This is a genomic window from Streptomyces sp. NBC_00258 (assembly GCF_036182465.1).
Lineage (GTDB): Bacteria > Actinomycetota > Actinomycetes > Streptomycetales > Streptomycetaceae > Streptomyces.
Genome location: NZ_CP108081.1, coordinates 10739562 through 10761908, shown reverse-complemented (window position 1 = coordinate 10761908; position 22347 = coordinate 10739562). Strand labels below are relative to the sequence as shown.

The following is a 22347-nucleotide window of genomic DNA, read 5'->3' as shown; positions in this document are numbered from 1 at the left end:
ATGTACCGGTCAATAGCCTGGACCGGCCGGACAGGGCGGCGACATCGAGCCGCCGCCCCACGGCCGCCCGGGGTACCCGGGCGGTACCTCAGCAGTACAGGTTGTTGCCCGGCGTCGTGCCGAGGATCTGGGTGAACCGCTGGTAGTTGTTCACCCGGCTCTGCACCTGGGCGGGGTTCTTGCCGTCGCACTCAAGGGAGCCGTTGATGCTGCGGATGGTCTGGCCGAAGCCCGCACCGTTGACCATGGCGTTGTGGCCGGTCATGGTGCCGGGGCCGTTCTGGGTGTTCCAGTACCAGAGGCCGGTCTTCCAGGCCACGGCGGCGTCGTTCTGCACGAGCCAGGGGTTGCCCAGGAGGTCGATGCCCAGCGCGTCACCGGCGGCCTTGTAGTTGAAGTTCCAGCTGAGCTGGATCGGTCCGCGGCCGTAGTACGCGGCCTGGCCGGCCGGGCAGCCGTACGGCTGGCCCCAGTCGCAGTAGTGGGGGTAGTTCGCGGTGTTCTGCTCGACGATGTGGACGAGACCGCCGGTCTCGTGGCTGACGTTGGCGAGGAAAGCCGCGGCCTCCTGCTTCTTCACCGTGTCACTGCCGGTGTTCGCGAACGCCGGATAGGCGCTCATCGCAGCCTTCAGCCCGCTGTACGTGTAGAAGGAGTTCCGGCTCGGGAACATCTGGTTGAACTGCGCCTCGCTCACGACGAAGCCGGAGGGGTTGGTGCCTCCGTCACAGGCGTACGGCTCCCAGTACCAGGTGCTGATGGTGGGGTCGTAGCCCGGGTTGTCGTGCTCGGCTATGTAGGCCTTGCCGTCGGTGTAGCGGACGATGTTGCCGGTGACGTAGGACTTGCCGGCCACCCAGCTCGGGTAGCTCGAACAGGCCGCCGCGGACGCGCTCGACGCCGGCAGGAGCACCGGCGCGGCGCTTGCGAGCATGAGCGCGGCAACGAACGCGGAGATACGACGCCTCGACACAGGACCAACTCCTTGGCGGAGCACGGCCGCGCCCGTACGCGGGCAGAGCGAAGCGGAACCTTGTGCGCGCAGGCCGGTGTGACCGGCCACGGCGTACGGGGCGGCCGTGGTGGGGGGTGTGGAGGCACACTCAACTCCCTTGGTCTGGACCAGTCAAAGGTGTAGACCAGTCAACCCGCCCCGCGGCCGCTCCGGTTCAGCTCAGCGGCTTCTCCAGCACCGCCTTGCGGTGGCTGAACGTCTCGATGGAGTAGCGGCCGTGGTAGTTGCCCATGCCGCTCTCGCCGACGCCGCCGAACGGCAGGTCGGAGACGGTGAGATGGGCGAGCGGCAGGCCGAAGCCGAGTCCGCCGGAGGACGTTTCGGCGGCGAGTCGCTCGCGGGTGACGTCGGACTCGGTGAAGACGTACAGAGCCAGGGGCTTGTCACGGTCGTTGATGAACTCGACGGCCTCGTCCAGCCCTGCCACGGTCACGATCGGCAGGACCGGGCCGAAGATCTCCTCGCCCATGACCGGCGAGCTCGGGTCGACGTCGGCCAGAACGGTCGGCGCGATGTACTTGGTGGCGCGGTCGCTGTCACCGCCGACCACGACACGGCCGGAGTCGAGCAGTCCACTGAGGCGGTCGAAGTGCCGCTCGTTGACGATTCGGCCGTACTCGGTGGAGGCGGCGGCGTCGGTTCCGTACAGGCCCTCGACGGCCTTGGCCAGAGCCGGTTCCAGGGCTCGGGCCGTCTCCGGGTCGGTGAGTACGTAGTCGGGCGCGACGCAGGTCTGCCCGGCGTTGAGGAACTTGCCGCGGGCCAGGCGGTCGGCGACGATGGACAGGTCTGCGTCCCGGTCGACGAACGCCGGGGACTTGCCGCCGAGTTCGAGGGTGACCGGGGTGAGGTGCTGGGCGGCGGCGGTCATGACGATGCGGCCGACGGTGCCGTTGCCGGTGTAGAAGATGTGGTCGAAGCGCTCCGCCAGCAGGGCCGTGGTCTCGGGGATGCCACCCTCGACGACGGCGACCGCGGCGGGGTCCAGGTACTCCGGCAGGAACCGGGCGATGAAGGCCGAGGTGGCCGGAGCCAGCTCACTGGGCTTTACGACGACCGCGTTGCCGGCGGCGAGCGCACCGAGCATCGGCGCGAGCAGGAGTTGCGCCGGGTAGTTCCAGGGGGCGATGACCAGGACGACACCGAGCGGGTCGTACCGCGTCCAGGCGGTGGCGTCCTCGCCGAGGTGGGCGGGGACGGGGGCGGACTCGGGGCACAGCCACTCGTCGAGGTGCTCCAGCGTGTGGTCGATCTCCCGCACCACGAAGTTGATCTCGGTGCGGAACGCCTCGGTGGAGCTCTTGCCCAGGTCGGCGTGGAGGGCCGCGGCCAGGTCCTCGCCGTGCACGGTGAGCAGCTCGCGCAGGCGCCGCAGCTGGGTGGTGCGCCATACGACGGGCTTGGTGCGGCCGGAGCGGAAGGTGGCGCGCAGCCGGGCCACGACGTCGGCGGGCTGCTCGGGGGTGGGCTGGTTCACGGTGCCTCGCTGGTCGGAGCGGGCCGGTGGCCCGCGTGCGGTGGGGTCGAGCGGCAAGCTCGATGTATATGCCAACCATTTATACGGCATCATGATTCCGCACCACGCGAAGCAAGTGGCCATGAGCGTCACAGATCACACCGAGGGCGCAACGGCCACGCACGACGAGAACGTCGGCCGGCCGACGGAACCCTTTTCCGCCTACACCGAGGACTCGGCCGTCGCTCCGTCGAGCGTGTCCGCGAGCCGGTTCAGCAGCCCCCGCAGCAGTTCGTCGTCGCCGTCGCTCAGGACGGGCCACTGGGCGCGGACCTCGCGGTCGACGCGCCGCCAGTGGTCCTCGCCGCGCGGGGTGAGGTGGGCGAGGATGCGACGCCGGTCCAGGGGGTCGACGCGTCGGTAGACGAGGTTCTGGTCGACGAGCTGGTCGACCAGTTTGGTGAGGGTCGGGGGCGGCAGGAAGGCCGCTTCGGCGACCGCCGCCATCGGGTGGCCCTCACCGTCGGCGAGCAGGGAGAGCACACGCCAGGCGTCGAGCGAGCAGCCGTGTTCGTCCAGGGCGGCCTGGAGCCGGCGCGCCGCCAGTCGTTCGGCCCGCGTCAAGAGGTGCATGAGGTCCTGAGACCGACGCGGAGGTGGGGTCGGCATCCTTCTCCTCGCTCCCGGGGGTCAGCACATCGTACAAGTCCCGCTTCCCACAAGGATCTCCCACATCTGCCGCCGCACGCGCGCACCGCATGTCGGGGCCCGGCCGCCGCACACCGGTCGGGCGCAGATCTCCGGCGCCGCGGGCGCGGACCGTACCCCGAGACGGATTGGAGTTCACCGGGCGTTCCCGGAATCATGCCTCCATGGTCCGGCTCGACCCGCCTCCGCTCGACTGGTTCACGGCCGACGACTCGGTCGTCAGCGTGGCGCTGGTCTTTCCCATGCAGGGAGCCGCGGGGATCTTCGGGCCCACGTGCGAGTTGTGCGCGCGGCTCGCCGCGGAGGAGGTCAACCGCTCGGGCGGGGTGCTCGGCAAGGAGCTGCGGCTGCTGCCGGTCGACGGCGGGGCCGAGCCGCACCGCATCGCCGAGAACGTCGAGGCGCTGGTCGAGCTCGGCATCGTGCAGGGCGTCACGGGGTGGCACATCTCCTCCGTACGCCAGAAGCTGGCACCGCGGATCGCCCACCGCGTGCCGTACGTGTATACGGCGCTGTACGAGGGCGGCGAGGACACGGCCGGGGTGTTCCTGACGAGCGAGACCCCGAACGACCAACTGCGGCCCGCCATGCGGCTGTTGGCCCGTGAGCACCGGGTGCGCCGGTGGTTCGTCGTGGGCAACGACTATGTGTGGCCCCTCCGTACGGCCCGGGCGGCACACCGCTACGCGCGCGAGTCGGGCGGCGGTATCTGCGCGGAGGCGTATCTGCCGCTGGGCACGCACGACTTCGACGGGGTGCTGCGGCGGATCGAGCGGTCGGAGGCGGACGCCGTGCTGATGCTGCTCGTGGGCAGCGACGCGGTCAGGTTCAACCGGGCGTTCGCCGCGTCCGGCCTCGACGAGCGGTGTCTTCGGCTCAGCACCCTGATGGACGAGAACATGCTGATGGCGAGCGGCCCCACGGCCACCGCCGGCCTCTACAGCACGGCCGGGTTCTTCGCCTCCCTCGCCAATCAGGACACCCTCGACTTCCACGGACAGTACGCCGGACGGTACGGAGTCGAGGCACCGGTCCTCGGCAGCCTCGGCGAATCGTGTTACGAGGGAGTCCTGCTGCTCGCCGCGCTCATCGACCGGGCCAGGACCCTCGATGTCACCGCGATCGGCGCGGCGGCGGACACCGTCTCGTACGAGGGGCCGCGCGGGCTGCTCCATCTGCGCGGCAGCCACGTGCGCCAGCGCATCTACCTGGCACGGGCGGACGGCGTGGACTTCGACGTCGTGGCCCAGCTGGATCTTCACGAAACCAGGCCTTGACATGTCCGCGCTTTCGCGAAGATACTTCCCGCAGGAAGTAATTAGAATGCCTCGGGCGAACTGTGAATTCATGCGAAGAATTCCGCCCCGGGCATTTTTTGTTTCCCGATGAGAGCCGGAAGATACCGCCGGGAAAGTACCGCGAAACACCGTGGAAACAGGGTGACTTGAGGCTGTGGACCGCACTTCAGGAGGAGGTCGTCCTCCCAGCCCGAGGGGGTTCTTTTGTCCAGCGGTTCCAGCGGTTCCAGCGGTTCCAGTCGTTTCAAGAGTTTCAAGGGGTCCGGTCCTTCCCGACGCCGGGTGATGGCGGGCGCCGCCGCGCTCACCGCCGTCGTCGTGCTCTCCGCGTGCGGCGCCAAGACCGACGCCGCGGGCGGCTCGTCCGACGCGGCCGCCAAGGCCGACACGAGCGGCGACACGGTCAAGGTGGGCCTGCTCAACTCGCTCTCCGGCACCATGGCGATCAGCGAGGTGACCGTACGCGACTCGCTGAAGCTGGCGATCGACGAGATCAACGCCTCGGGCGGAGTGCTCGGCAAGAAGGTCAGGCCGATCAGCGAGGACGGCGCCTCCGACTGGCCGACGTTCGCGGAGAAGGCGAACAAGCTCATCAAGGAGGACCGGGTCGCGGCCACCTTCGGCTGCTGGACCTCCGCGAGCCGCAAGGCCGTGAAGCCCGTCTTCGAGAAGAACAAGTCACTGCTGTTCTATCCCGTGCAGTACGAGGGACTTGAGGAGTCCCCGTACATCTTCTACACGGGTGCCACCACCAACCAGCAGATCGTCCCGGCGCTCGACTACCTCAAGAGCCAGGGCGAGAAGAGCATTTACCTCGTCGGCAGCGACTACGTCTTCCCGCGCACCGCCAACAAGATCATCAAGGCGTACGCGAAGGCCAATGGCATGAAGGTGCTCGGCGAGGACTACGCGCCGCTGGGTTCCACCGAGTTCAGCACCATCGCCAACAAGGTGAAGGCGTCGAAGGCCGACGCGGTCTTCAACACCCTCAACGGCGACTCGAACGTGGCCTTCTTCAAGGAGTACAAGTCGGCCGATCTGACCGCCAAGAGCATGCCGGTGGTCTCGGTGTCGATCGCCGAGGAAGAGGTCAAGTCGATCGGATCGCAGTACCTGGCGGGCCAGTTGACGGCCTGGAACTACTACCAGACGACCGCGGGCGAGGCGAACACCAAGTTCGTGAAGGCGTACAAGGCCAAGTACGGCCAGGACAAGCCGACCAGTGACCCGATGGAGGCCGCGTACACCTCGGTCTACCTGTGGAAGGCGATGGTCGAGAAGGCCAAGTCCTTCGACCCGGAGAAGGTGAAGGCGGCCTCGGACGGTATCACCTTCGACGCTCCCGAGGGCGAGGTCACCGTGGACGGCGCGAGCCAGCACATCTACAAGACCGCCCGGATCGGGAAGATCGGCACCGACGGGCTGATCGAGCAGGTGTGGGACTCCGGCAAGGCGATCAAGCCGGACCCGTATCTGAAGGGCTACCCCTGGGCCTCCGGCCTCTCCTGACCGACCGTCACGTGCGGGCCGGCCTTCCGAAGAGAGGGCCGGCCCCGCGTCCCGCCTCCCCGGAGCCGCCGTATGACCGTGATCCTCGGTCAGACCTTCACCGGCATCAGCATCGGTGCCGTCCTGCTGCTCATCGCGCTCGGTCTCTCGCTCACCTTCGGCCAGATGAACGTCATCAACATGGCCCACGGCGAGTTCATCATGGCCGGCGCCTACACCACGTACGTACTCCAGAAGTCCATCTCCAGTGCCGGCCTCTCGCTGCTCGTCGCGCTGCCTGTCGCCTTCCTGGTCGCCGGCGCACTCGGCGCGCTCCTCGAGTGGGTGCTCATCCGCCGTCTGTATCTGCGGCCGCTCGACACCCTGCTCGTCACCTGGGGTGTCTCGCTGATGCTCCAGCAGGCGGCCCGGGACATCTTCGGCGCGCCGAACGTGCAGACCCGCGCACCCGATCTCCTCACCGGGAACATCACCGTGATCGGCGGCGACGATCCGCTGACCTTCGCCAACAGCCGTCTGTTCATTCTGGGGTTGGCGATCGCGGCCGTGGTCGCGCTGTCCCTGACGCTGCGGCTGACTCCGCTCGGCCGGCGGATCCGCGGGGTCGTGCAGAACCGGGATCTCGCCGAGGTGTCCGGCATCTCCACCTCACGGGTCGACCGGACCGCCTTCTTCATCGGGTCGGGGCTCGCGGGTGTGGCCGGTGTCGCGCTGACGCTGGTCGGCCCGATCGGTCCCACGATGGGCACCAACATCATCATCGACGCGTTCCTGGTGATCGTGGTCGGCGGCATCGGACAGCTCAAGGGGACGGTCATCGTCGCCTTCGTCCTCGGTGTCCTGCAGTCCGTCCTCGAATACTCCACCACCGTCAGCGTCGCGAAGGTGCTCGTCCTCGTGGCCATCGTCGCGTTCCTCCAGTGGCGGCCCCAGGGGCTGTACACGCTGCGTACGAGGAGTCTGGTATGACCCTGCTGCCCCTGTTCAAAGGCCGGTCGGCGCGTGCCTGGGGCGGATTCGCCGCGGCTGCCGTCGCCCTGTTCGCCGTAGCCCCGCTGGCACTCTCGGACTTCCGGCTCGGGCTGCTCGCCAAGTACCTGTGCACCGCGATGGTCGCTGTCGGCATCTGTCTGGCCTGGGGCCGCGGTGGACTGCTCACGCTCGGGCAGGGTGTGTTCTTCGGGCTCGGCGGCTACGCCATGGCGATGCATCTGAAGATCGCCGACGCGGGTCCGGGCAACCTTCCCGACTTCATGCAGCTGTACGGCACGGCCACCGAACTCCCCTGGTGGTGGCGGCCGTTCGAGAATCCGCTCTTCGCGCTCGCCGCGACCGTGCTGCTGCCGATGGCCGTCGCCGCGATCCTCGGCTCGTTCATCTTCCGCCGCCGGGTGAAGGGCGCGTACTTCGCGATCCTCAGCCAGGCGCTCGCCGCGGCCTTCGCGATCTGGCTGATCGGCCAGCAGGCAACGACCGGCGGCACCAACGGACTCACCGACATCCAGGGCTTCTTCGGCTACGACCTCAACGACCCGGTCAACCAGCGGATGGTGTACTTCATCATCGCCGCGGCACTGTTGCTGCTGATCGCCCTTGCCCGGCAGCTGATCCACAGCCGCTACGGCGAACTCCTCGTCGCCGTACGGGACTCGGAGGAGCGGGTGCGCTTCCTCGGGTACAACCCCGCGAACGTGAAGCTCGTCGCGTACGTCGTGGCGGCCGGTATGGCCGGGCTCGCGGGCGCGCTGTTCGTGCCGGCGGTCGGCATCATCTCCCCCGCGATGATCGGCATCGTGCCGTCGATCGAGTTCGTCATCGGTGCCGCCGTCGGCGGCCGGGCGAGCCTGGTGGGCGCGGTGCTCGGCGCGGTCGGGGTGGCCTGGGCGAAGACGGCGCTGTCGGAGGAGTTCCCGGCGGCCTGGACGTACTTCCAGGGGCTGCTGTTCATCGTGGCCCTGGCGTTCCTGCCGGGCGGTCTCGCCTCGCTGGTGGGGATCGTACGGCGGCGCAGGTCGTCACGCGCGACCGGAGACTCGGCCGGCGACGGGACCACGGAGAAGACGCCCGCCCTTCCTCTTGGAGAAGCAGCATGAGTGAACTCTCGGGCCTTGAGATACGCCGACTGCACGTGTCCTTCGACGGGTTCACCGCGGTGGACGGTGTGGATCTCGACGTGCGGCCGGGCGATCTCCGCTTCCTGATCGGACCCAACGGCGCGGGCAAGACCACGCTCGTCGACGCCGTCACGGGTCTCGTGAAGGCCGAGGGCTCCGTGCTCTTCGGCGGCACGGAACTGCTGGGGCGGAGCGTGCACACCATCGCCCGGTCGGGGATCGGCCGTACGTTCCAAACGGCCACCGTCTTCGAGGAGTTGACGGTCCTTCAGAACCTGGACATCGCGGCCGGTGCCGGGCGAGGCATGCTGACGATGCTGCGGCGCCGCAAGGGCGTGCCGGAGCCCGTCGCACGTGCGCTGGAGACGGTCGGGCTCGCGGAGCTGGCCGACTCCCCCGCCGGGACGCTCGCCCACGGGCAGAAGCAGTGGCTGGAGATCGGCATGCTGCTCGTGCAGGACGTTCGGCTGCTACTGCTCGACGAGCCGGTCGCCGGGATGAGCCACGACGAACGGCAGGCCACGGGTGAGCTGTTGGAGCGCATCAGCGAGGAGCGGACCGTGGTCGTCATCGAGCACGACATGGACTTCATGCGGTCCTTCGCGCGCAGCGTCAGTGTGCTGCACGCGGGCAGGGTGCTGAGCGAGGGGACGGTGGCCGAGGTGCAGGCCGATCCCAAGGTGCAGGAGGTGTACCTCGGGCACGCGGCCGTCCAGGACGCCGAGTTGATCCTGCCGGAGGAGCCCGAGCCCGCGGATGGCGCCGCGAAGAGCGCGGCCGTACAGGAGGCGTGAGGCGGACATGAAGCTGGAGATCGACGACATCCGGGTCGGCTACCACCGCAGTCTCGTCCTGCACGGAGTCTCCGTGGAGGTGCCGGACGACGGCGTCGCCGCGGTGCTCGGGCACAACGGCGCGGGCAAGAGCACGCTGCTGCGGGCGGCCGTGGGGCTGCTCACCCCGTCGAGCGGGGCGATCCGTCTCGACGGCGAGGACATCGGCCGTCGCAAGCCCCATGAACGCGTGGCACGCGGCATGGCGTACGTGCCACAGGGCCAGCAGGCCTTCCCTCATCTCACGACGGCGGAGAACCTCCAACTGGTCGCGGACGGCCGCAGGCGCGGCAGGGCCGCGATCGACGAGGCACTGGACCTGTTCCCCGCGCTGAGGACTCTGTCGGGGCGACGGGCCGGGTTGCTCTCCGGCGGCCAGCGGCAGCAACTGGCCATCGCCCGGGCCCTGGTGACGGAGCCTCGGATACTCCTGCTCGACGAGCCGACCGAGGGCATCCAGCCCTCGGTCGTGGCCGAGATCGAGGAGACGATCCTCGCGCTGGCCGCCCGTGGCGGACTCTCGGTGCTCCTCGTCGAACAGCACGTCGGCTTCGCGATGCGGGCGGCGCAGCGGTACTACGTCCTGGAGGCCGGCCGGGTCACGTCGTTCGGCGAGGGCGGACAGGAGGCCGAGCGGTCGGTGCGGGAGGCGCTGAGCGTGTAGCGGTTCACTCCGCATTCACCCCACCTGGAGTTCCGTCCTGCGGCGCTCCAGGTGGGCGCGCTCGGCCGGGTTCTCGGTGAGTGCGATGGCGGCCTCGCACGCCGCTGCCGCTTCCGTCGGCCGCCCGATGCGCCGCAGCAGGTCGGCTCGTACGGCGTGGAAGGCGTGGTAGCCGTCGAGTTCGAGGGCGTCGACGAGGGCGAGGGCGGTGCGCGGGCCCTCGGTCTCGGCGACCGCCACCGCGCGGTTGAGGGCGACGACCGGGCTCGGGGCGCGGACCATCAACTGATCGTAGAGCGCGAGGATCTGGCCCCAGTCGGTGGCGTCCGCGGTGGCCGCGTCGCTGTGGACGGCGTTGATCGCAGCCTGGATCTGGTACGCGCCGGGCTGGTCGCGGCGCAGGCAGCGGCGTACGAGGGACTGCCCCTCGGCGATCAGATCACGGTCCCACCGGGAGCGGTCCTGGTCGGAGAGGAGGACCAGGTCTCCGTCGGAGGTCTCCCGGGCGGGACGACGCGCCTCGATCAGGAGCATCAGCGCGAGCAGCCCGAGGACCTCCGGCTCGTCCGGCATCAGCTCGGCGAGGACGCGGCCGAGGCGTACGGCCTCCGCGCATAGGTCCTCCCGGCCGCCGTATCCCTCGTTGAAGATGAGGTAGACGACGGCCAGCACACCCCTGACCCGGTCCGGGAGGTCGGCGTCCCGCGGGACGCGGTAGGGGATCCGGGCGTCGCGGATCTTGGCCTTGGCCCTGACCAGGCGCTGGGCCATCGTGGACTCGGGGACCAGGAAAGCACGGGCGATCTGGGCGGTGGTGAGGCCGCCGAGCAGCCGCAGGGTCAGAGCGACCTGGGCCTGGGTGGCGAGCGCGGGGTGGCAGCAGGTGAAGATCAGGCGGAGCCGGTCGTCGCGCACGGGGCCCTCCTCGGGCGGTGCGTCGCGGGCGTACAGCTGGGCCGCCTCGGTGTGCCGCGCCTCACGCGTGGACTCGCGGCGCAGCCGGTCGACGGCCCGGTTCCGGGCGGTGGTGATGATCCACCCGGCCGGGCTCGGCGGGATCCCCGTCTCGGGCCACTTCCGCACCGCCGTGGCGAACGCGTCCTGGACCGCTTCCTCGGCGAGGTCGATGTCGCCGAGGAAGCGGACGAGGACGGCGACCGCACGGCCGTATTCCGCGCGGAAGACGGCCTCGATGGCGGCCTTCGCGGTCATCGGTTCTCAGCCCTCAGTACTCACTCCTCGGCCCTCGGTCATCGGCCTCGCCCATGAAGGGCCGCACCTCGATGGGGAGCGTGGTCGCCACAGTCGCCTTGCGGCCCCATTCGAGCGCCGCGTCGAGGTCGGGTGCCTTGATGAGGCAGATCCCGCCGAGGTACTCCTTGCTCTCGGTGTACGGGCCGTCGGTGATCAGTACGTCCCCCTTGTCGGCCCGCAGCACGGTGGCCGTCTCGGGCCCGTGCAGACCCCCGGCGAACACCCAGGCGCCGGCCTCCTTCAGCTCGGCGTGGAAGACATCGAGGTCGTGCATGATCCCTTCCAGGACCTCGGGCGCGGGCGGCTCCCCCACCGGCTGCATCACGCTCAACAGGTAGTGCTTCATGACGTGTCCTCCTTGGTGGTCTCTCACTGACTACACGAAGGGGGAACCGCCGGATCGACACACGCCACGACATCCGCGGGAGATTTTTTCGGTCACCGCCCCGGCGCGCCCTCGGGTGTGTAGTAGTGGGCCCGGACCCGGCGCAGCCACGCCTCGACGGGCGCCTCGTCGGGCTGGTCCGGCAGGGCGCTCCGGGTCTCGTCGAAAGCCGCCTCGTACCGCTTGAGCAGGGGCAGCGCGGCCATGGCGTCGGCTGCCACCTGTTCGCCGAAGCGGTGGTACTCCTCCGGGTTCTCGACGCGGATGCTCACACGGCCGGTGGCGTACAGCTCGAAGCCCTGGTGGCACAGGCGGCGCAGATGTCGGGCGTGCTTGGCCGTGCGCTTGCGGGTGTCCGCGGAGAAGGAACTGTCGCCTCGGTCGTAGAGGCGCTTGAACTGCTGGGTGGCGTACCCGAGATAGGCGTCGCGGACGCGCTTCGCGGACAGCAACGTGGTGCGGATGCCGATGAGTTCGTCACCCAGCGGGGTGCGGACCTCGTACAACTCGTCGGGCAGCCACACCAGTTCGGTGACCGTCGGATTGCCTCGCAGGGCGAGTCGGCACCACTTGGCAGCTTCGTGGAGCGTGCTGTCGGGCTTGGTCGTGACGTGGGATTCCTTCGGCGGGTGCAGGCCGTGGAGGTCGTCGGTGGGGGCGGCGAACATGCCGAGGCGGTCCACGTCCGAGCCCTCGTGTGCAAGACCGTAGGCGGTGGAGCCGACGATGCCGGACAGCAGGATGTTCGAGGTCGTCACAGCCGTCCCCCTTACCTGAGTGAGTTCCCTTGTGCGAGCCGGGTGGCTCGCACAAGGTCATCACCCGGGAGGTGGCCGCGTACAGCCATTTTCCGCGGGGCAGGGACGGGTGCGGGGGCGTTCCGCGGCGCCGGGTGACGACTGCGCCCCCGGATCCTCAGCTCGCGAACGGCACCTGCGCCGCGGGGGCCGGACGCTCGGCGAACGGGTGTCGCCACAGGCCCTGCGCCGCCAGTCGGGGCAGGACACCCTCGCCGAACCAGTACGCCTCCTCCAGGTGCGGATAGCCGGAGAGGACGAACTCCTCGATGCCGATGGCCTGGTACTCCTTGATCCGTTCGGCGACCTCGTCGTGGCTGCCGACCAGGGCTGTGCCCGCGCCTCCGCGCACCAGACCGATGCCGGCCCAGAGATTGGGATGGATCTCCAGGCCGTCGCGGTTGCCGCCGCCGTGCAGGGCGAGCATCCGCTGCTGGCCCTCGGACTCACTGCGGGCGAGACCGGCCTGTACGGACTTCACGGTCTCCGGGTCGAAACCGGCCAGCAGCCGGTCCGCCTCCGCCCAGGCCTGCTCGGAGGTGTCACGGGTGATGACGTGCAGCCGGATGCCGAACCGGACACTGCGCCCCTCCTTCGCCGCCAGCGCACGCACCCACGCGATCTTCTCGGCGACCTGCGCGGGTGGCTCGCCCCAGGTGAGGTACACGTCCACGTGCTTGGCCGCGACCTCGCCCGCGATGGGCGAGGATCCGCCGAAGTAGACCTCGGGAACCGGGTCGGGGACGCGGGCGAGCCTGGCGTCCTCGACCTGGAGGAACTCGCCGGACAGGTCGACGGTCTTGCCCTCCCACAGGTCCCGGACGATCTGCAGGAACTCGCCGGTACGGCGGTAGCGGGCTTCCTTGTCGAGGAAGTCGCCGTAGGCGCGCTGCTCGTGGCTCTCGCCGCCGGTGACGACGTTGAGGAGGAGCCGTCCGCCGGACTGCCGCTGGAAGGTGGACGCCATCTGCGCGGCGAGCGTCGGGGAGACGAAGCCCGGCCGGAAGGCGACCAGGAACTTCAGCCGCTCGGTGTTCTGGCTGACCATCGCGGTGGTCAGCCAGGCGTCCTCGCACCAGGCGCCGGTGGGCGTGAGCGCGCCGACGAAGCCCAGGTCCTCGGCGGCGCGGGCGATCTGGCTGAGATAGGCGACCGTCGGCGGACGGTCCCGGCCGGACACCGTGGCCGGGGTGCCGTGGCCGCCGCCGACGACATGGCGGCTGTCGCCGTTGGTGGGCAGGAACCAGTGGAAGGTGAGGGACACGGGTCCGTTCTCCGATCGGGGCGGGTGGCTGGTGGGTGCCGTGGACAGCGGGGTGCTGTGGGCGGCTTTTCCGGTCTCGGAGGAGTCCGGTGTCAGAGGCGTTCGGTCTCAGAGGAGTCCGTGCCGTGGAGGCGGCGTGCCGTTCAGTACGTACCGGCCGATGTGCTGGATCTTCCAGCGGGCCGGGTCGTGCAGTGTGTGGGTGCGGGCGTCGCGCCAATGCCGGTGCAGGTTGAGGGAGTTGAGGGCGGACCGGGTGCCGGACACCTCGAAGAGCGCGCCCGACACCTCGACCGCGGTGCTCGCGGCGTGCGCCTTCGCGACGGCCACGGCGATGGACGCCTCGGCCGCCGTGGCCTCCGTGAGGTCGGCACGGGCCGTGTCGACCGCCCGGGCCGCCGCGCCGAGCAGAGCTTCGGTGGCCCGCACCTGAATGGCCAGCTCCCCGAAGCGCTGTATGAGCAGCGGATCCTCGGCGGCGGTCTCGGCACCGCTCTCGAACCATGGTCGGCTCTTCGTGCGGACGAACTCCGCGGCCTCGGCGAGTGCGCCCGCAGCGATCCCGGCGTCGATGGCGGCGTGCAGCAACTGGGCCACCGCGCCGTGGAGTTGGGGGCCCTGGAAGGTGAGGTGGTGCGGGAGGACCCGGTCGGCGGGCACGGGCACGGCGTCGAGCCTGACGGTGCCGCTGGCGGTGGTGCGCTGGCCCATGCCGTCCCAGTCGTCGACGACCGTGAGGCCTTCGGCGTCCCGGGGTACGTACGCGACGTGCAGGTTGTCGTCCTCGGCGCGGGCGAGAACGGGGATCCAGTCGGCGAAGAGGGCGCCCGTGGAGTAGTGCTTGACGCCGGTGAGGACGTACGAACCGTCCGGGGCCGGCTCCAGTCGGGTGCGGATGTCCTGGACGTGCTTCGTGCCGGCCTCCGACTGGGCGTTGCCGAAACGGCGCCCGGCCAGCACCTCGCCGAAGAAGAACGTCCGCTGTTCCGGGGTTCCCTGACGGCGAATCACATTGACGTACACGAAATGGCTCTGCGGGATCTGGGCGAGGCTGGCGTCGGCCGAGGCGAGGAGCCGGAAGATCTCGGCGAGGGTCTCCTGCCGTACGTCGGCACCACCGTGCTCGGCGGGTACGGTGACGGCGAGCAGGCCGGAGTCGGAGAGCCGGTCCAACTCCTCACGGGGCAGGCTGCGTTCGGCGTCCCGCCGGGAGGCCTCGGCCCGGAACTCGTCGGCCAGTGCGGCTGCGACGGTCAGGGCCTCGGCATCGTCGGCGATGAGCTTGGCGGCGCCCCGCACGAAGGTATGCGCGGAGGTCCGGGCGGAGACTTGCGCGGACACGGTCAGCCCGCCGCGGCCAGGATCGGCGTACGGCCCAGTGCCTCGGAGAACTGGTCGAGCACCTGGGTCAGTGCCTCGGCGGCCGGGGGTGCCACCGTGAGTCCCCCGTCCTCGCCCACCGCGATGTCCTTGTCGAGGGTGAACCAGCCCTGGACGATGTGCCGGGCGCCCATGGAGCTGAGCACCGGACGCAGGGCGTAGTCGATGGCCAGCACATGTGCGGTGGTTCCCCCGGTCGCCAGGGGCAGCACGGTCTTGCCGGTGAGGGCGTACTGCGGGAGCAGGTCGAGCAGTGCCTTGAGGACGCCGGAGTAGGCGGCCTTGTAGACGGGGGTGCCGATGACGATTCCGTCGGCGCGGTCGAAGAGCGCGGTGGCCTCGACGATCGCCGGATGCCTGAAGTCGGCGCCGAGCAGGGCCTCGGCGGGGATCGTACGGACGTCGAGCGGGATCACCTCGTGCCCCTGTGCGGCCAGCCGGTTGTCCAGGTGGCGCAGGAGTCGGTTGGTGCGGGAGGAGGCGGAGGGGCTGCCGGAGACGGACAGGACGGTGGCCATGGGTCCTCTTTCGGGACGAGGGGCGCCTCCGTGCGGGAGGCGCCCCGGAATGAGCGGTCAGGAGTACCAGGTGGGTTCGGGCAGTTCGCCCTCGAGGAGCCAGCGGCCGACCTCGCGCCGCTTGTAGGCGACGGGGTCGTGGAGGGTGTGGGTGCGGACGTTGCGCCAGAAGCGGTCGAGGCCTTCGGCGGTGGCGGTGGAGCGGGCCCCGGTCACCTCGAAGATGCGGTTGCTGATCTCCAGGGCGACATCGGTGGCACGCGCCTTGACGGCGGCCACCCGGACCTCGAAGTCGCCGCGAGCCTGCTCGGTCACGGCGTCCGGGTCGTCGTGCAGTTTCTGGCCCTCGGCGGCGACGGCGTCGGCGAGAGCCTCGACGGCCCAGAGCTTCGCGGTCAGATCTCCGTAGACGTCGATGACGTACGGTTCGTCGACCGCTCGCTCGTGGCCGCCGTGCAGCCACGACCGGGTTTTCGTACGGGTGTAGGCGGCAGCCGTCTCCAGGGCACCGCCCGCGATGCCGAGGTAGAAGCTGACGAAGACCAGCTGGATGGTGGGGACGTTCAGGGTGTTGTAGATCCGGGGCCGGAACTCCTTGTCGACGTAGCCCGCGGCGGAGGCCCACGGCGTGCGGACGCCGTCGAGGGTGACGCCGCCGCTCTCGGTGAGCCGCTGGCCGATGTTGTCCCAGTCGTCGTGGAAGGTCAGGCCGGCGCTGTCGGACGGCACGATGGCGAAGACGTGCTGGTCGGTGCCTTCGAGGACGCCTTCCAGGACGGTGACGTCGGAGACCTTGCTGCCGGTGGAGAACGACTTGCGTCCGGTGTAGACGAGGTCGTCGCCGTCCTCGGTCACGACGACGTCCTTGTCGCGCGGGTTGACGGCCCCGCCGAAGAACCACTGGCCCCGGGCGGCCTCGGCCTCGACGTGCTCCCACTGCTCGCGGGTGCCGACCAGGCGGGCGGCCCAGTTCCACAGGTAGTGGTAGCCGAGGAGCTGACCGATGGAGCCGTCGGCCTTGGCGATCTCGCGGACGACGCGGTAGGCGGTCGGCCAGTCCTGGCCTCCGCCGCCGTGTTCCGTGGGTCCGAGCAGGGTGACGAGGCCGGCGTCCTTCAGCAGCCGGACCTCGGCGTACGGGGTGGCGCCCGCGCGGTCGCGTTCGGCGGCGTCGGTGGCGAGGACGGCCGCGACCTCGGTGGCGCGGGTGATCCAGTCCTGGGGGGTCTCGGGGGTGGGGCGGGTCTGCCAGTCGGCGGGCGTGGCGGTGCTCATGCTGGGGACCTCTCTCGCGGTGCGGTGCGGAAGGAGCGGGCGCTCACGCGTGGACGGAGGCGGACTCGGGTTCAGTGTCCGGGAGTTGGGCTTCCAGCTCGCGTACGAGGGGCAGCACTCGGCGGCCGAAGTACTCGACCTCCTCGTGGTAGTGGAGGAAGCCGAGAAGCAGGAGGTCGACGCCGAGGCGCTTGTACGCGACGATCCGCTCGGCGATCTGTTCCGGGGTGCCGATGAGCCCCGTACGGAAGCCGTCGTTGTACTGGACGAGGTCCTCGAAGGAGGAGTCCTGCCACATGCCCTTGCCGTCCGCGGCGGACTGTCCGGCCTGCTTCACGGCGGCGCCGAATCCCTCGACGGCATCGCGGTCGGCGTGGGCGACGATCTCGCGGAGGGTCTCGCGGGCCTCGGCCTCGGTGTCGCGGGCGATCAGGAAGCCGTTGAGGCCGAACTTCGGTGCCCTGCGCCCGACTTCGGCGGCGGACTTGCGGACGTCGTTGATCTGCTCGGTGACGCCGTCGAAGTCCTTGCCGTTGGAGAAGTACCAGTCGGAGACCCGGCCGGCCATCGCGCGGGCGGCGGTCGAGTTGCCGCCCTGGAAGATCTCCGGGTGCGGGCGCTCGACGGTGTTGAGGGGCTTGGGCTTGAGGGAGAAGTCGCGCAACCGGTAGAAGTCACCGGCGAGTTCGGTGTGGTCCTCGGTCCAGATCTGGCGCAGGGCCTGGATGAACTCCTCGGAGCGGCGGTAGCGCTCGTCGTGCTCCAGCCAGGGCTCGCCGAGGGCGGTGAACTCGCCCTTGAACCAGCCGGATACGACGTTGACGGCGAAGCGGCCGTTCGACAAGTGGTCGGCGGTGGCGCCGAGTTTGGCGAGGACGCCCGGGTGCCAGAGGCCGGGGTGGACGGCGGCGATGACCTTCAGGCGTTGGGTGGCGAGCAGCAGGGCGAGACTGAAGCTGGTCGACTCGTGCTGGAACTCGGCGCCGTAGCTGGCCATGTAGCGGACCTGACTGAGGGCGTAGTCGAAGCCGTTGTTCTCGGCGAGGACGGCGAGTTCGCGGTTGTACTCGTAGCCCCAGTCGGTGCGCTGCTCGATCTTGCTGGTGACCAGGCCGCCGCTGACGTTGGGGACCCAGTAGGCGAAGCGGACGGGGTCTGCGGAAAGGTTCTCTGCAGGCATGCGGAACTCCTGTTGCGGGGGGAATTCAGGCAGGCCGAATTCGGCGACAGTGAGGTGCGTTGCCGAATTCGGGCGGCGGAAAGCGACTCACGGCTTTACGGCAGCCGTGGGCGTCGGAAGAAGAGGGGGTGAAAGGCGCGGCGGATCCGGTGGATCAGGCCGCGGAGCAACAGGCGGCGCTGGAGACACGCGCAAGGTCGACATGGCGTCGCCGCGTGAGGTCCAGTCGCATCATCATGTTCTCGATCGTGGCAGCCGTCGGTCCTGACCGTCAAGGAATACCCGATCGGTCTCGCATCGCGGACCGGCGAATTTCACGAAGGCGTGACAGGGCAGCCCTTGAACAGGGCGGTGCGCGCACCACATTCTGCTGGGGTGCGAATAGAGCAGCTGGAATACATCACGGCCGTCACCCGGCTCGGCTCATTGCGCCGGGCCGCCGAGGAACTCCACCTGTCCCAGCCCGCGTTGAGCGAGACCGTGCGGAATCTGGAGCGTGAACTCGGGGTCGACCTCCTGGAGCGCAAGCGGTCCGGAGCGAAGATGAGCGCGGAGGGGCGGGAGCTGCTGCCGCACATCATCAACGTCCTCGACGCGGTGGACCGGCTGCGGGGCGCCGCGGGCGAGCAGCACCGCATCAGCCGCATGGTGCGCGTCGGCACGGTGAACGCTGCGACCGTGCCGCTGCTCATTCCGGCCGTCCGGGAGTTCCGCGCCACGCATCCGGCGACACAGGTGGAGGTCGTCGGCGCTCAGCAGTCGGAGATCCACCGGACCCTGCTGGAGGGCGGCTTCGACCTCGGTCTGGTGAACCACCTGGAGGGTGACGACGTGGCCGCCGACTTCGACTCCACGGAGCTGCTGCGCGGGCGGCCGGTGGTGTGCGTGCGGCCGGACAGTCCGCTCGCGTCGCTCCCGGTGGTGTCCGTGTCCGACCTGCTCGCCGAACCGCTCATCGCGATGCGCTCCGGCTATGTGATGCACCGTTACGTCCACCGGCTGCTGGGCGACCGTGAGCCGTCCTTCTCCTACTCCACCGACGGCGCCGAGATGGGCAAGCTGATGGTGGCGGAAGGGCTGGGGGCCACGGTGCTGCCCGACTTCAGCGTGATCGACGATCCGCTGGAACGGCAGGGCTCGATCGTCTGCCGACCGCTGGCCGACGACTCCACGCGGGTGCTGTTGATGCTGCAGCGGCGCAAGGCCGACTCGGTACCGCGGGCCGCCCACGATCTGCACGAGGCCTTCGTGCGCCGGGCCGCGCTACTCGGGGGAACGGTGACCGGGCGGCCGTGACGCGGCGCCGGCCGGGCTCGCCCGGGGCGGCACCTGCCCGTGCGGGATCAGTCCTCGTCGAGCGCCGGGACCACCACGAGGAAGGCGTCCGACTCGAGGTCCATCACGACCGCCGCAGGCTCGCCCTCGGCGCGACGCAGCGCCGCGTACTCCTCCGCGGGCCACGATCCACGCGGGGCTCCCGCGGGAAACCGCTCCAGCACCTTCGCGCCCATGACAGCAGCCACCTCCAGCATCGACCGACGACTCTCTCCTGCACCTCGTCTGCCCCCGATCTGCGCAGACATGTGCCGGCGTCCGCGACCCGGATGGCCGCAGTGGCCCGGTCGGCGCATCCATGGGGGCCTTCAACAGGGAAGTGATCGGGAGGGGGACACCGACACGGAAGGCTGAGAACTCATGAGCGGTGACGTCTCCGACGGCGGGCTGCGGTGCCTGGTGACGGGCGCGACGGGATACATCGGCGGCCGGCTCGTCCCCGAGCTCCTCGCCGCGGGCCACCGGGTGCGCTGCATGGCCCGCTCCCCCGGCGCCCTCCGCGACCATGAGTGGGCGGGCGACGTCGAGGTGGTGCGCGGCGACGTCACCGACCCCGAATCCGTCGCTGCGGCGATGCGGGACATCGACGTCGCGTACTACCTGGTGCACGCGCTCGGCACGGGCAAGGGCTTCGAGGAGACCGACCGCAGGGCGGCGCGCACCTTCGGGGAACGGGCCCGGGCTGCGGGCGTACGCCGGATCGTCTACCTGGGCGGACTCACCCCCGCCGGGGTGCCGGAGAGGGAACTGTCGCCGCATCTGCGGTCCCGGGCCGAGGTCGGCCGCGTCCTGCTGGACTCCGGTGTGCCGACGACCGTGCTGCGCGCGGCGGTCATCATCGGCTCGGGTTCGGCCTCCTTCGAGATGCTGCGCTACCTCACCGAGCGACTGCCCGTGATGGTCACTCCGAGCTGGGTCCACACGCGGATCCAGCCCATCGCCGTACGGGATGTGCTGCGCACGCTGGTGGGCGCCGCGCGGATGCCGGACGACGTCAGCCGGGCCTTCGACATCGGCGGCCCGGAGATCCTGACGTACCGCGAGATGATGGTCAGATACGCGGCGGTCGCGGGCCTGCCGCGCCGGCTGATCGTGCCGGTGCCGGTCCTGACGCCCGGGCTCTCCAGCCACTGGGTCGGGCTGGTCACGCCTGTGCCGAGTTCCATCGCCCGCCCGCTCACCGAGTCGCTGCGCCACGAGGTCGTCTGCCGCGAGCACGACATCGCCCGGCATGTGCCCGACCCGCCTGGCGGTCCGATCGGCTTCGAGGAGTCGGTGCGGCTGGCCCTGCGACGCGTCCGGGAGGCGCGGGTCGCCACGCGCTGGTCGTCCGCCTCGGTGCCGGGTGTCCCGAGTGACCCCCTGCCCACCGATCCCGACTGGGCGGGCGGCAGCCTGTACACGGACCTGCGCGAGCTGACGGTCGACGCCCCGCCCGAGGCCCTGTGGCGGGTGATCGAGGGCATCGGCGGTGACAACGGCTGGTACTCCTTTCCCCTCGCCTGGGCCGTGCGCGGTTGGCTGGACCGGCTGGTCGGCGGGGTGGGCCTGCGCCGAGGACGCCGCGACGCGGCACGGCTGCGGGTCGGCGACTCGCTCGACTTCTGGCGCGTCGAGGAGATCGAACGAGGGCATTTGCTGCGGCTGCGCGCCGAGATGCGGCTGCCGGGCCTCGCGTGGCTGGAGATGCGCGTCGACACGGACGAGAGCGGCGGCGTCCGCTATCGCCAGCGCGCCCTCTTCCATCCGCACGGGCTGCTCGGCCACGCCTACTGGTGGAGCGTGTCGCCGTTCCACGCGGTCGTGTTCGGCGGCATGGCCCGCAACATCGCACGGACCGCGGCCAGGACGGAGCCCGCTGCGGCGCGGCTCGGCACACCTGGTGGCTGATGCCCGGTGCCCGACGCCCGTCGCACCTTCCCGCCCCACCCCGCCTCTCCCGTGCCCCTCCCATCTCGTCCCGTACCGGAATTCCGGAGTCAAGAAATGAACGTCTCGGTCGTCCTGTTCACCTCCGACCTGCGCCTGCACGATCATCCGCCGCTCCGTGCGGCGCTCGACGGCTCCGGCGCGGTGGTGCCCCTGTTCGTCCGTGACCGGGCCGTCGACGAGGCCGGATTCGCCGCGCCCAACCGGCTGGCGTTTCTCGCCGACTGTCTGCGGGATCTCGACGCGGGACTGTGTGAGCGCGGCGGCCGCCTCGTGTTCCGGTCCGGCGATGTCGTCGACCAGGTGTGCAGGGTGGTCACGGAGACGGACGCCGACGAGGTGCACATGGCGGCCGGGGCGAGCGCCTACGCCCACCGGCGAGAGGAACGGCTGCGCACCGCCCTGGAGTCGGAGGGGCGCCGGCTGCACGTCCACGACACGGTGATCACCGCGCTGGCACCGGGGACCGTGACCCCGGCCGCCTCGGACCACTTCGCCGTCTTCACGCCGTACTTCCGGCACTGGGCGCGGCAGCACCCGCGCAACGTGCTCGGCGCACCCCGCACCGTGCGCGTACCTGAGGGCATCGGTTCGGAAGCACTCCCTGGGCGCGGGGATCTGTCCGGGTTGTCGGAAGGGCTGGCAACGGGCGGCGAGACGGAGGGCAGGAAACGACTGACGGCCTGGCTGCGGGCCGGGATCGGTTCGTACGAGGACCGCCACGACGACCTTCCCGGGGACGCCACCTCGCGCCTCTCCCCGCACCTGCACTTCGGCACGCTGTCCCCCGTCGAGCTGGTCCACCGGGCGCGGAAGGCGGACGGGCCGGGCGCCGAGGCGTTCGTACGGCAGCTCGCGTGGCGGGACTTCCACCATCAGGTGCTGGCCGCACGGCCGGACTCCTCCACAGCGGACTACCGCACCCGGCGCGATCTGTGGCGGTCGGAGAAGTCGGCCGCGCAGGAGATCGATGCCTGGAAGGAGGGTCGGACCGGCTATCCCGTCGTCGACGCGGCCATGCGCCAACTGCTGTACGAGGGCTGGATGCACAACCGGGGACGCCTGCTGGCCGCGAGCTTCCTCACGAAGACGCTGTACGTCGACTGGCGGATCGGCGCCCGTCACTTCCTCGAACTGCTGGTGGACGGCGACATCGCGAACAACCAGCTCAACTGGCAGTGGGTGGCGGGAACCGGCACCGACACACGGCCCAACCGGATCCTCAACCCGGTTCTCCAAGGCAAGCGGTACGACCCGGACGGTACGTACGTCAGGCGCTGGGTGCCCGAACTGGAAGGGCTCGACGGGGCCGCCGTGCACGAGCCGTGGAAACTCAAGGGCCTCGAACGCGCCGCCTACGACTATCCCGGCCCGATCGTCGAACTCGCCGACGGGCTGGCCCGTTTCAGGCATGCTCGCGGTCGGGCCTGAGG

At 70.1% G+C, this 22347-nt stretch carries 22 protein-coding genes; 9 read left to right on the top strand and 13 right to left on the bottom strand.

The window, feature by feature from the left end:
• Window positions 1-88: 88 nt before the first annotated feature.
• From OG718_RS47795 to OG718_RS47785, 3 genes are all read right to left on the bottom strand, one after another.
• On the bottom strand, window positions 89-973 hold the full coding sequence (locus tag OG718_RS47795) for a glycoside hydrolase family 19 protein (RefSeq protein ID WP_143633905.1): 885 nt from the start codon (window positions 971-973) through the stop codon (window positions 89-91).
• Between the two features lie 196 nt (window positions 974-1169).
• Window positions 1170-2549 (bottom strand): aldehyde dehydrogenase family protein, encoded by a 1380-nt coding sequence (locus OG718_RS47790; RefSeq protein ID WP_328847135.1) that lies wholly within the window; start codon window positions 2547-2549, stop codon window positions 1170-1172.
• 144 nt (window positions 2550-2693) lie between these two features.
• Window positions 2694-3140 carry a MarR family winged helix-turn-helix transcriptional regulator gene (locus tag OG718_RS47785; protein WP_443055284.1) on the bottom strand — a complete coding sequence of 149 codons (447 nt, stop codon included), beginning with the start codon at window positions 3138-3140 and terminating at the stop codon, window positions 2694-2696.
• Between the two features lie 203 nt (window positions 3141-3343).
• On the opposite strand from OG718_RS47785, the gene OG718_RS47780 reads away from it, so the two are divergent.
• The 6 genes from OG718_RS47780 (at window position 3344) to urtE (ending at window position 9597) form a co-directional block, all read left to right on the top strand.
• Window positions 3344-4456, top strand: a complete 1113-nt coding sequence (locus OG718_RS47780; RefSeq protein WP_328847133.1) for a substrate-binding domain-containing protein — start codon at window positions 3344-3346, stop codon at window positions 4454-4456.
• Window positions 4457-4762: 306 nt separating this feature from the next.
• Window positions 4763-5986 (top strand): urea ABC transporter substrate-binding protein, encoded by a 1224-nt coding sequence (urtA, locus tag OG718_RS47775; RefSeq protein ID WP_328847962.1) that lies wholly within the window; start codon window positions 4763-4765, stop codon window positions 5984-5986.
• Between the two features lie 72 nt (window positions 5987-6058).
• Window positions 6059-6955 carry an urea ABC transporter permease subunit UrtB gene (urtB, locus tag OG718_RS47770; RefSeq protein WP_055610439.1) on the top strand — a complete coding sequence of 299 codons (897 nt, stop codon included), beginning with the start codon at window positions 6059-6061 and terminating at the stop codon, window positions 6953-6955.
• Window positions 6952-8079 carry an urea ABC transporter permease subunit UrtC gene (gene urtC, locus OG718_RS47765; protein WP_328847132.1) on the top strand — a complete coding sequence of 376 codons (1128 nt, stop codon included), beginning with the start codon at window positions 6952-6954 and terminating at the stop codon, window positions 8077-8079. The genes urtB and urtC overlap by 4 nt, the downstream gene beginning before the upstream one ends.
• Window positions 8076-8894: an urea ABC transporter ATP-binding protein UrtD gene (gene urtD, locus OG718_RS47760; protein ID WP_328847131.1), complete on the top strand. Its 819-nt coding sequence runs from the start codon at window positions 8076-8078 to the stop codon at window positions 8892-8894. Before urtC ends, urtD begins: the two co-directional genes overlap by 4 nt.
• A 7-nt stretch (window positions 8895-8901) precedes the next feature.
• Entirely contained in the window at window positions 8902-9597 is a 696-nt protein-coding gene (gene urtE / locus OG718_RS47755) for an urea ABC transporter ATP-binding subunit UrtE (protein ID WP_200400635.1), read from the top strand.
• Between the two features lie 15 nt (window positions 9598-9612).
• Here the strand turns inward: urtE and OG718_RS47750 are convergent, their stop codons facing one another.
• The 9 genes from OG718_RS47750 to OG718_RS54500 form a co-directional block, all read right to left on the bottom strand.
• Complete coding sequence (locus OG718_RS47750) at window positions 9613-10809, bottom strand: RNA polymerase sigma factor (protein WP_328847130.1); 1197 nt, start codon at window positions 10807-10809, stop codon at window positions 9613-9615.
• Window positions 10810-10822: 13 nt separating this feature from the next.
• Entirely contained in the window at window positions 10823-11197 is a 375-nt protein-coding gene (locus tag OG718_RS47745; RefSeq protein WP_328847129.1) for a YciI family protein, read from the bottom strand.
• A 92-nt stretch (window positions 11198-11289) separates the two neighbouring features.
• Complete coding sequence (locus OG718_RS47740; RefSeq protein ID WP_143633887.1) at window positions 11290-11994, bottom strand: nucleotidyltransferase domain-containing protein; 705 nt, start codon at window positions 11992-11994, stop codon at window positions 11290-11292.
• Between the two features lie 157 nt (window positions 11995-12151).
• On the bottom strand, window positions 12152-13297 hold the full coding sequence (locus OG718_RS47735; protein WP_143633885.1) for an LLM class flavin-dependent oxidoreductase: 1146 nt from the start codon (window positions 13295-13297) through the stop codon (window positions 12152-12154).
• Between the two features lie 108 nt (window positions 13298-13405).
• Window positions 13406-14638 carry an SfnB family sulfur acquisition oxidoreductase gene (locus OG718_RS47730; protein ID WP_328847128.1) on the bottom strand — a complete coding sequence of 411 codons (1233 nt, stop codon included), beginning with the start codon at window positions 14636-14638 and terminating at the stop codon, window positions 13406-13408.
• Window positions 14639-14640: 2 nt separating this feature from the next.
• Complete coding sequence (ssuE, locus tag OG718_RS47725) at window positions 14641-15195, bottom strand: NADPH-dependent FMN reductase (RefSeq protein WP_328847127.1); 555 nt, start codon at window positions 15193-15195, stop codon at window positions 14641-14643.
• 57 nt (window positions 15196-15252) lie between these two features.
• The gene (locus OG718_RS47720) at window positions 15253-16470 is read right to left on the bottom strand and encodes an acyl-CoA dehydrogenase family protein (RefSeq protein ID WP_328847126.1); all 1218 of its coding nucleotides are present in this window, start codon (window positions 16468-16470) and stop codon (window positions 15253-15255) included.
• A 43-nt stretch (window positions 16471-16513) separates the two neighbouring features.
• A complete protein-coding gene (gene sfnG, locus OG718_RS47715) occupies window positions 16514-17650 on the bottom strand; it encodes a dimethylsulfone monooxygenase SfnG (protein WP_306941715.1) in 1137 nt (378 codons plus the stop codon).
• Between the two features lie 154 nt (window positions 17651-17804).
• Window positions 17805-17882, bottom strand: a complete 78-nt coding sequence (locus OG718_RS54500) for a putative leader peptide (protein WP_353963659.1) — start codon at window positions 17880-17882, stop codon at window positions 17805-17807.
• Between the two features lie 143 nt (window positions 17883-18025).
• Here OG718_RS54500 and OG718_RS47710 point away from each other — a divergent pair, with 143 nt between their 5' ends.
• Entirely contained in the window at window positions 18026-18946 is a 921-nt protein-coding gene (locus OG718_RS47710) for a LysR family transcriptional regulator (RefSeq protein WP_328847125.1), read from the top strand.
• A 47-nt stretch (window positions 18947-18993) separates the two neighbouring features.
• Here OG718_RS47710 and OG718_RS47705 read toward each other — a convergent pair whose 3' ends face one another.
• Window positions 18994-19182, bottom strand: a complete 189-nt coding sequence (locus OG718_RS47705) for a hypothetical protein (protein ID WP_143633875.1) — start codon at window positions 19180-19182, stop codon at window positions 18994-18996.
• Window positions 19183-19345: 163 nt separating this feature from the next.
• Here OG718_RS47705 and OG718_RS47700 point away from each other — a divergent pair, with 163 nt between their 5' ends.
• Window positions 19346-20875 (top strand): SDR family oxidoreductase, encoded by a 1530-nt coding sequence (locus OG718_RS47700; protein ID WP_328847124.1) that lies wholly within the window; start codon window positions 19346-19348, stop codon window positions 20873-20875.
• Window positions 20876-20971: 96 nt separating this feature from the next.
• Window positions 20972-22345 carry a cryptochrome/photolyase family protein gene (locus OG718_RS47695; protein ID WP_328847123.1) on the top strand — a complete coding sequence of 458 codons (1374 nt, stop codon included), beginning with the start codon at window positions 20972-20974 and terminating at the stop codon, window positions 22343-22345.
• Window positions 22346-22347: the final 2 nt, after the last annotated feature.

What these genes read in the sequence shown, in the direction of transcription:
- OG718_RS47785 (WP_443055284.1), bottom strand. Translation starts at nt 3,140, where the DNA reads ATGCCGACCCCACCTCCGCGTCGGTCTCAGGACCTCATGCACCTCTTG.
- OG718_RS47780 (WP_328847133.1), top strand. Translation starts at nt 3,344, where the DNA reads ATGGTCCGGCTCGACCCGCCTCCGCTCGACTGGTTCACGGCCGACGAC.
- urtA (WP_328847962.1), top strand. Translation starts at nt 4,763, where the DNA reads ATGGCGGGCGCCGCCGCGCTCACCGCCGTCGTCGTGCTCTCCGCGTGC.
- urtB (WP_055610439.1), top strand. Translation starts at nt 6,059, where the DNA reads ATGACCGTGATCCTCGGTCAGACCTTCACCGGCATCAGCATCGGTGCC.
- urtC (WP_328847132.1), top strand. Translation starts at nt 6,952, where the DNA reads ATGACCCTGCTGCCCCTGTTCAAAGGCCGGTCGGCGCGTGCCTGGGGC.
- urtD (WP_328847131.1), top strand. Translation starts at nt 8,076, where the DNA reads ATGAGTGAACTCTCGGGCCTTGAGATACGCCGACTGCACGTGTCCTTC.
- urtE (WP_200400635.1), top strand. Translation starts at nt 8,902, where the DNA reads ATGAAGCTGGAGATCGACGACATCCGGGTCGGCTACCACCGCAGTCTC.
- OG718_RS47750 (WP_328847130.1), bottom strand. Translation starts at nt 10,809, where the DNA reads ATGACCGCGAAGGCCGCCATCGAGGCCGTCTTCCGCGCGGAATACGGC.
- OG718_RS47745 (WP_328847129.1), bottom strand. Translation starts at nt 11,197, where the DNA reads ATGAAGCACTACCTGTTGAGCGTGATGCAGCCGGTGGGGGAGCCGCCC.
- ssuE (WP_328847127.1), bottom strand. Translation starts at nt 15,195, where the DNA reads ATGGCCACCGTCCTGTCCGTCTCCGGCAGCCCCTCCGCCTCCTCCCGC.
- OG718_RS47720 (WP_328847126.1), bottom strand. Translation starts at nt 16,470, where the DNA reads ATGAGCACCGCCACGCCCGCCGACTGGCAGACCCGCCCCACCCCCGAG.
- sfnG (WP_306941715.1), bottom strand. Translation starts at nt 17,650, where the DNA reads ATGCCTGCAGAGAACCTTTCCGCAGACCCCGTCCGCTTCGCCTACTGG.
- OG718_RS54500 (WP_353963659.1), bottom strand. Translation starts at nt 17,882, where the DNA reads ATGCGACTGGACCTCACGCGGCGACGCCATGTCGACCTTGCGCGTGTC.
- OG718_RS47705 (WP_143633875.1), bottom strand. Translation starts at nt 19,182, where the DNA reads ATGCTGGAGGTGGCTGCTGTCATGGGCGCGAAGGTGCTGGAGCGGTTT.
- OG718_RS47700 (WP_328847124.1), top strand. Translation starts at nt 19,346, where the DNA reads ATGAGCGGTGACGTCTCCGACGGCGGGCTGCGGTGCCTGGTGACGGGC.
- OG718_RS47695 (WP_328847123.1), top strand. Translation starts at nt 20,972, where the DNA reads ATGAACGTCTCGGTCGTCCTGTTCACCTCCGACCTGCGCCTGCACGAT.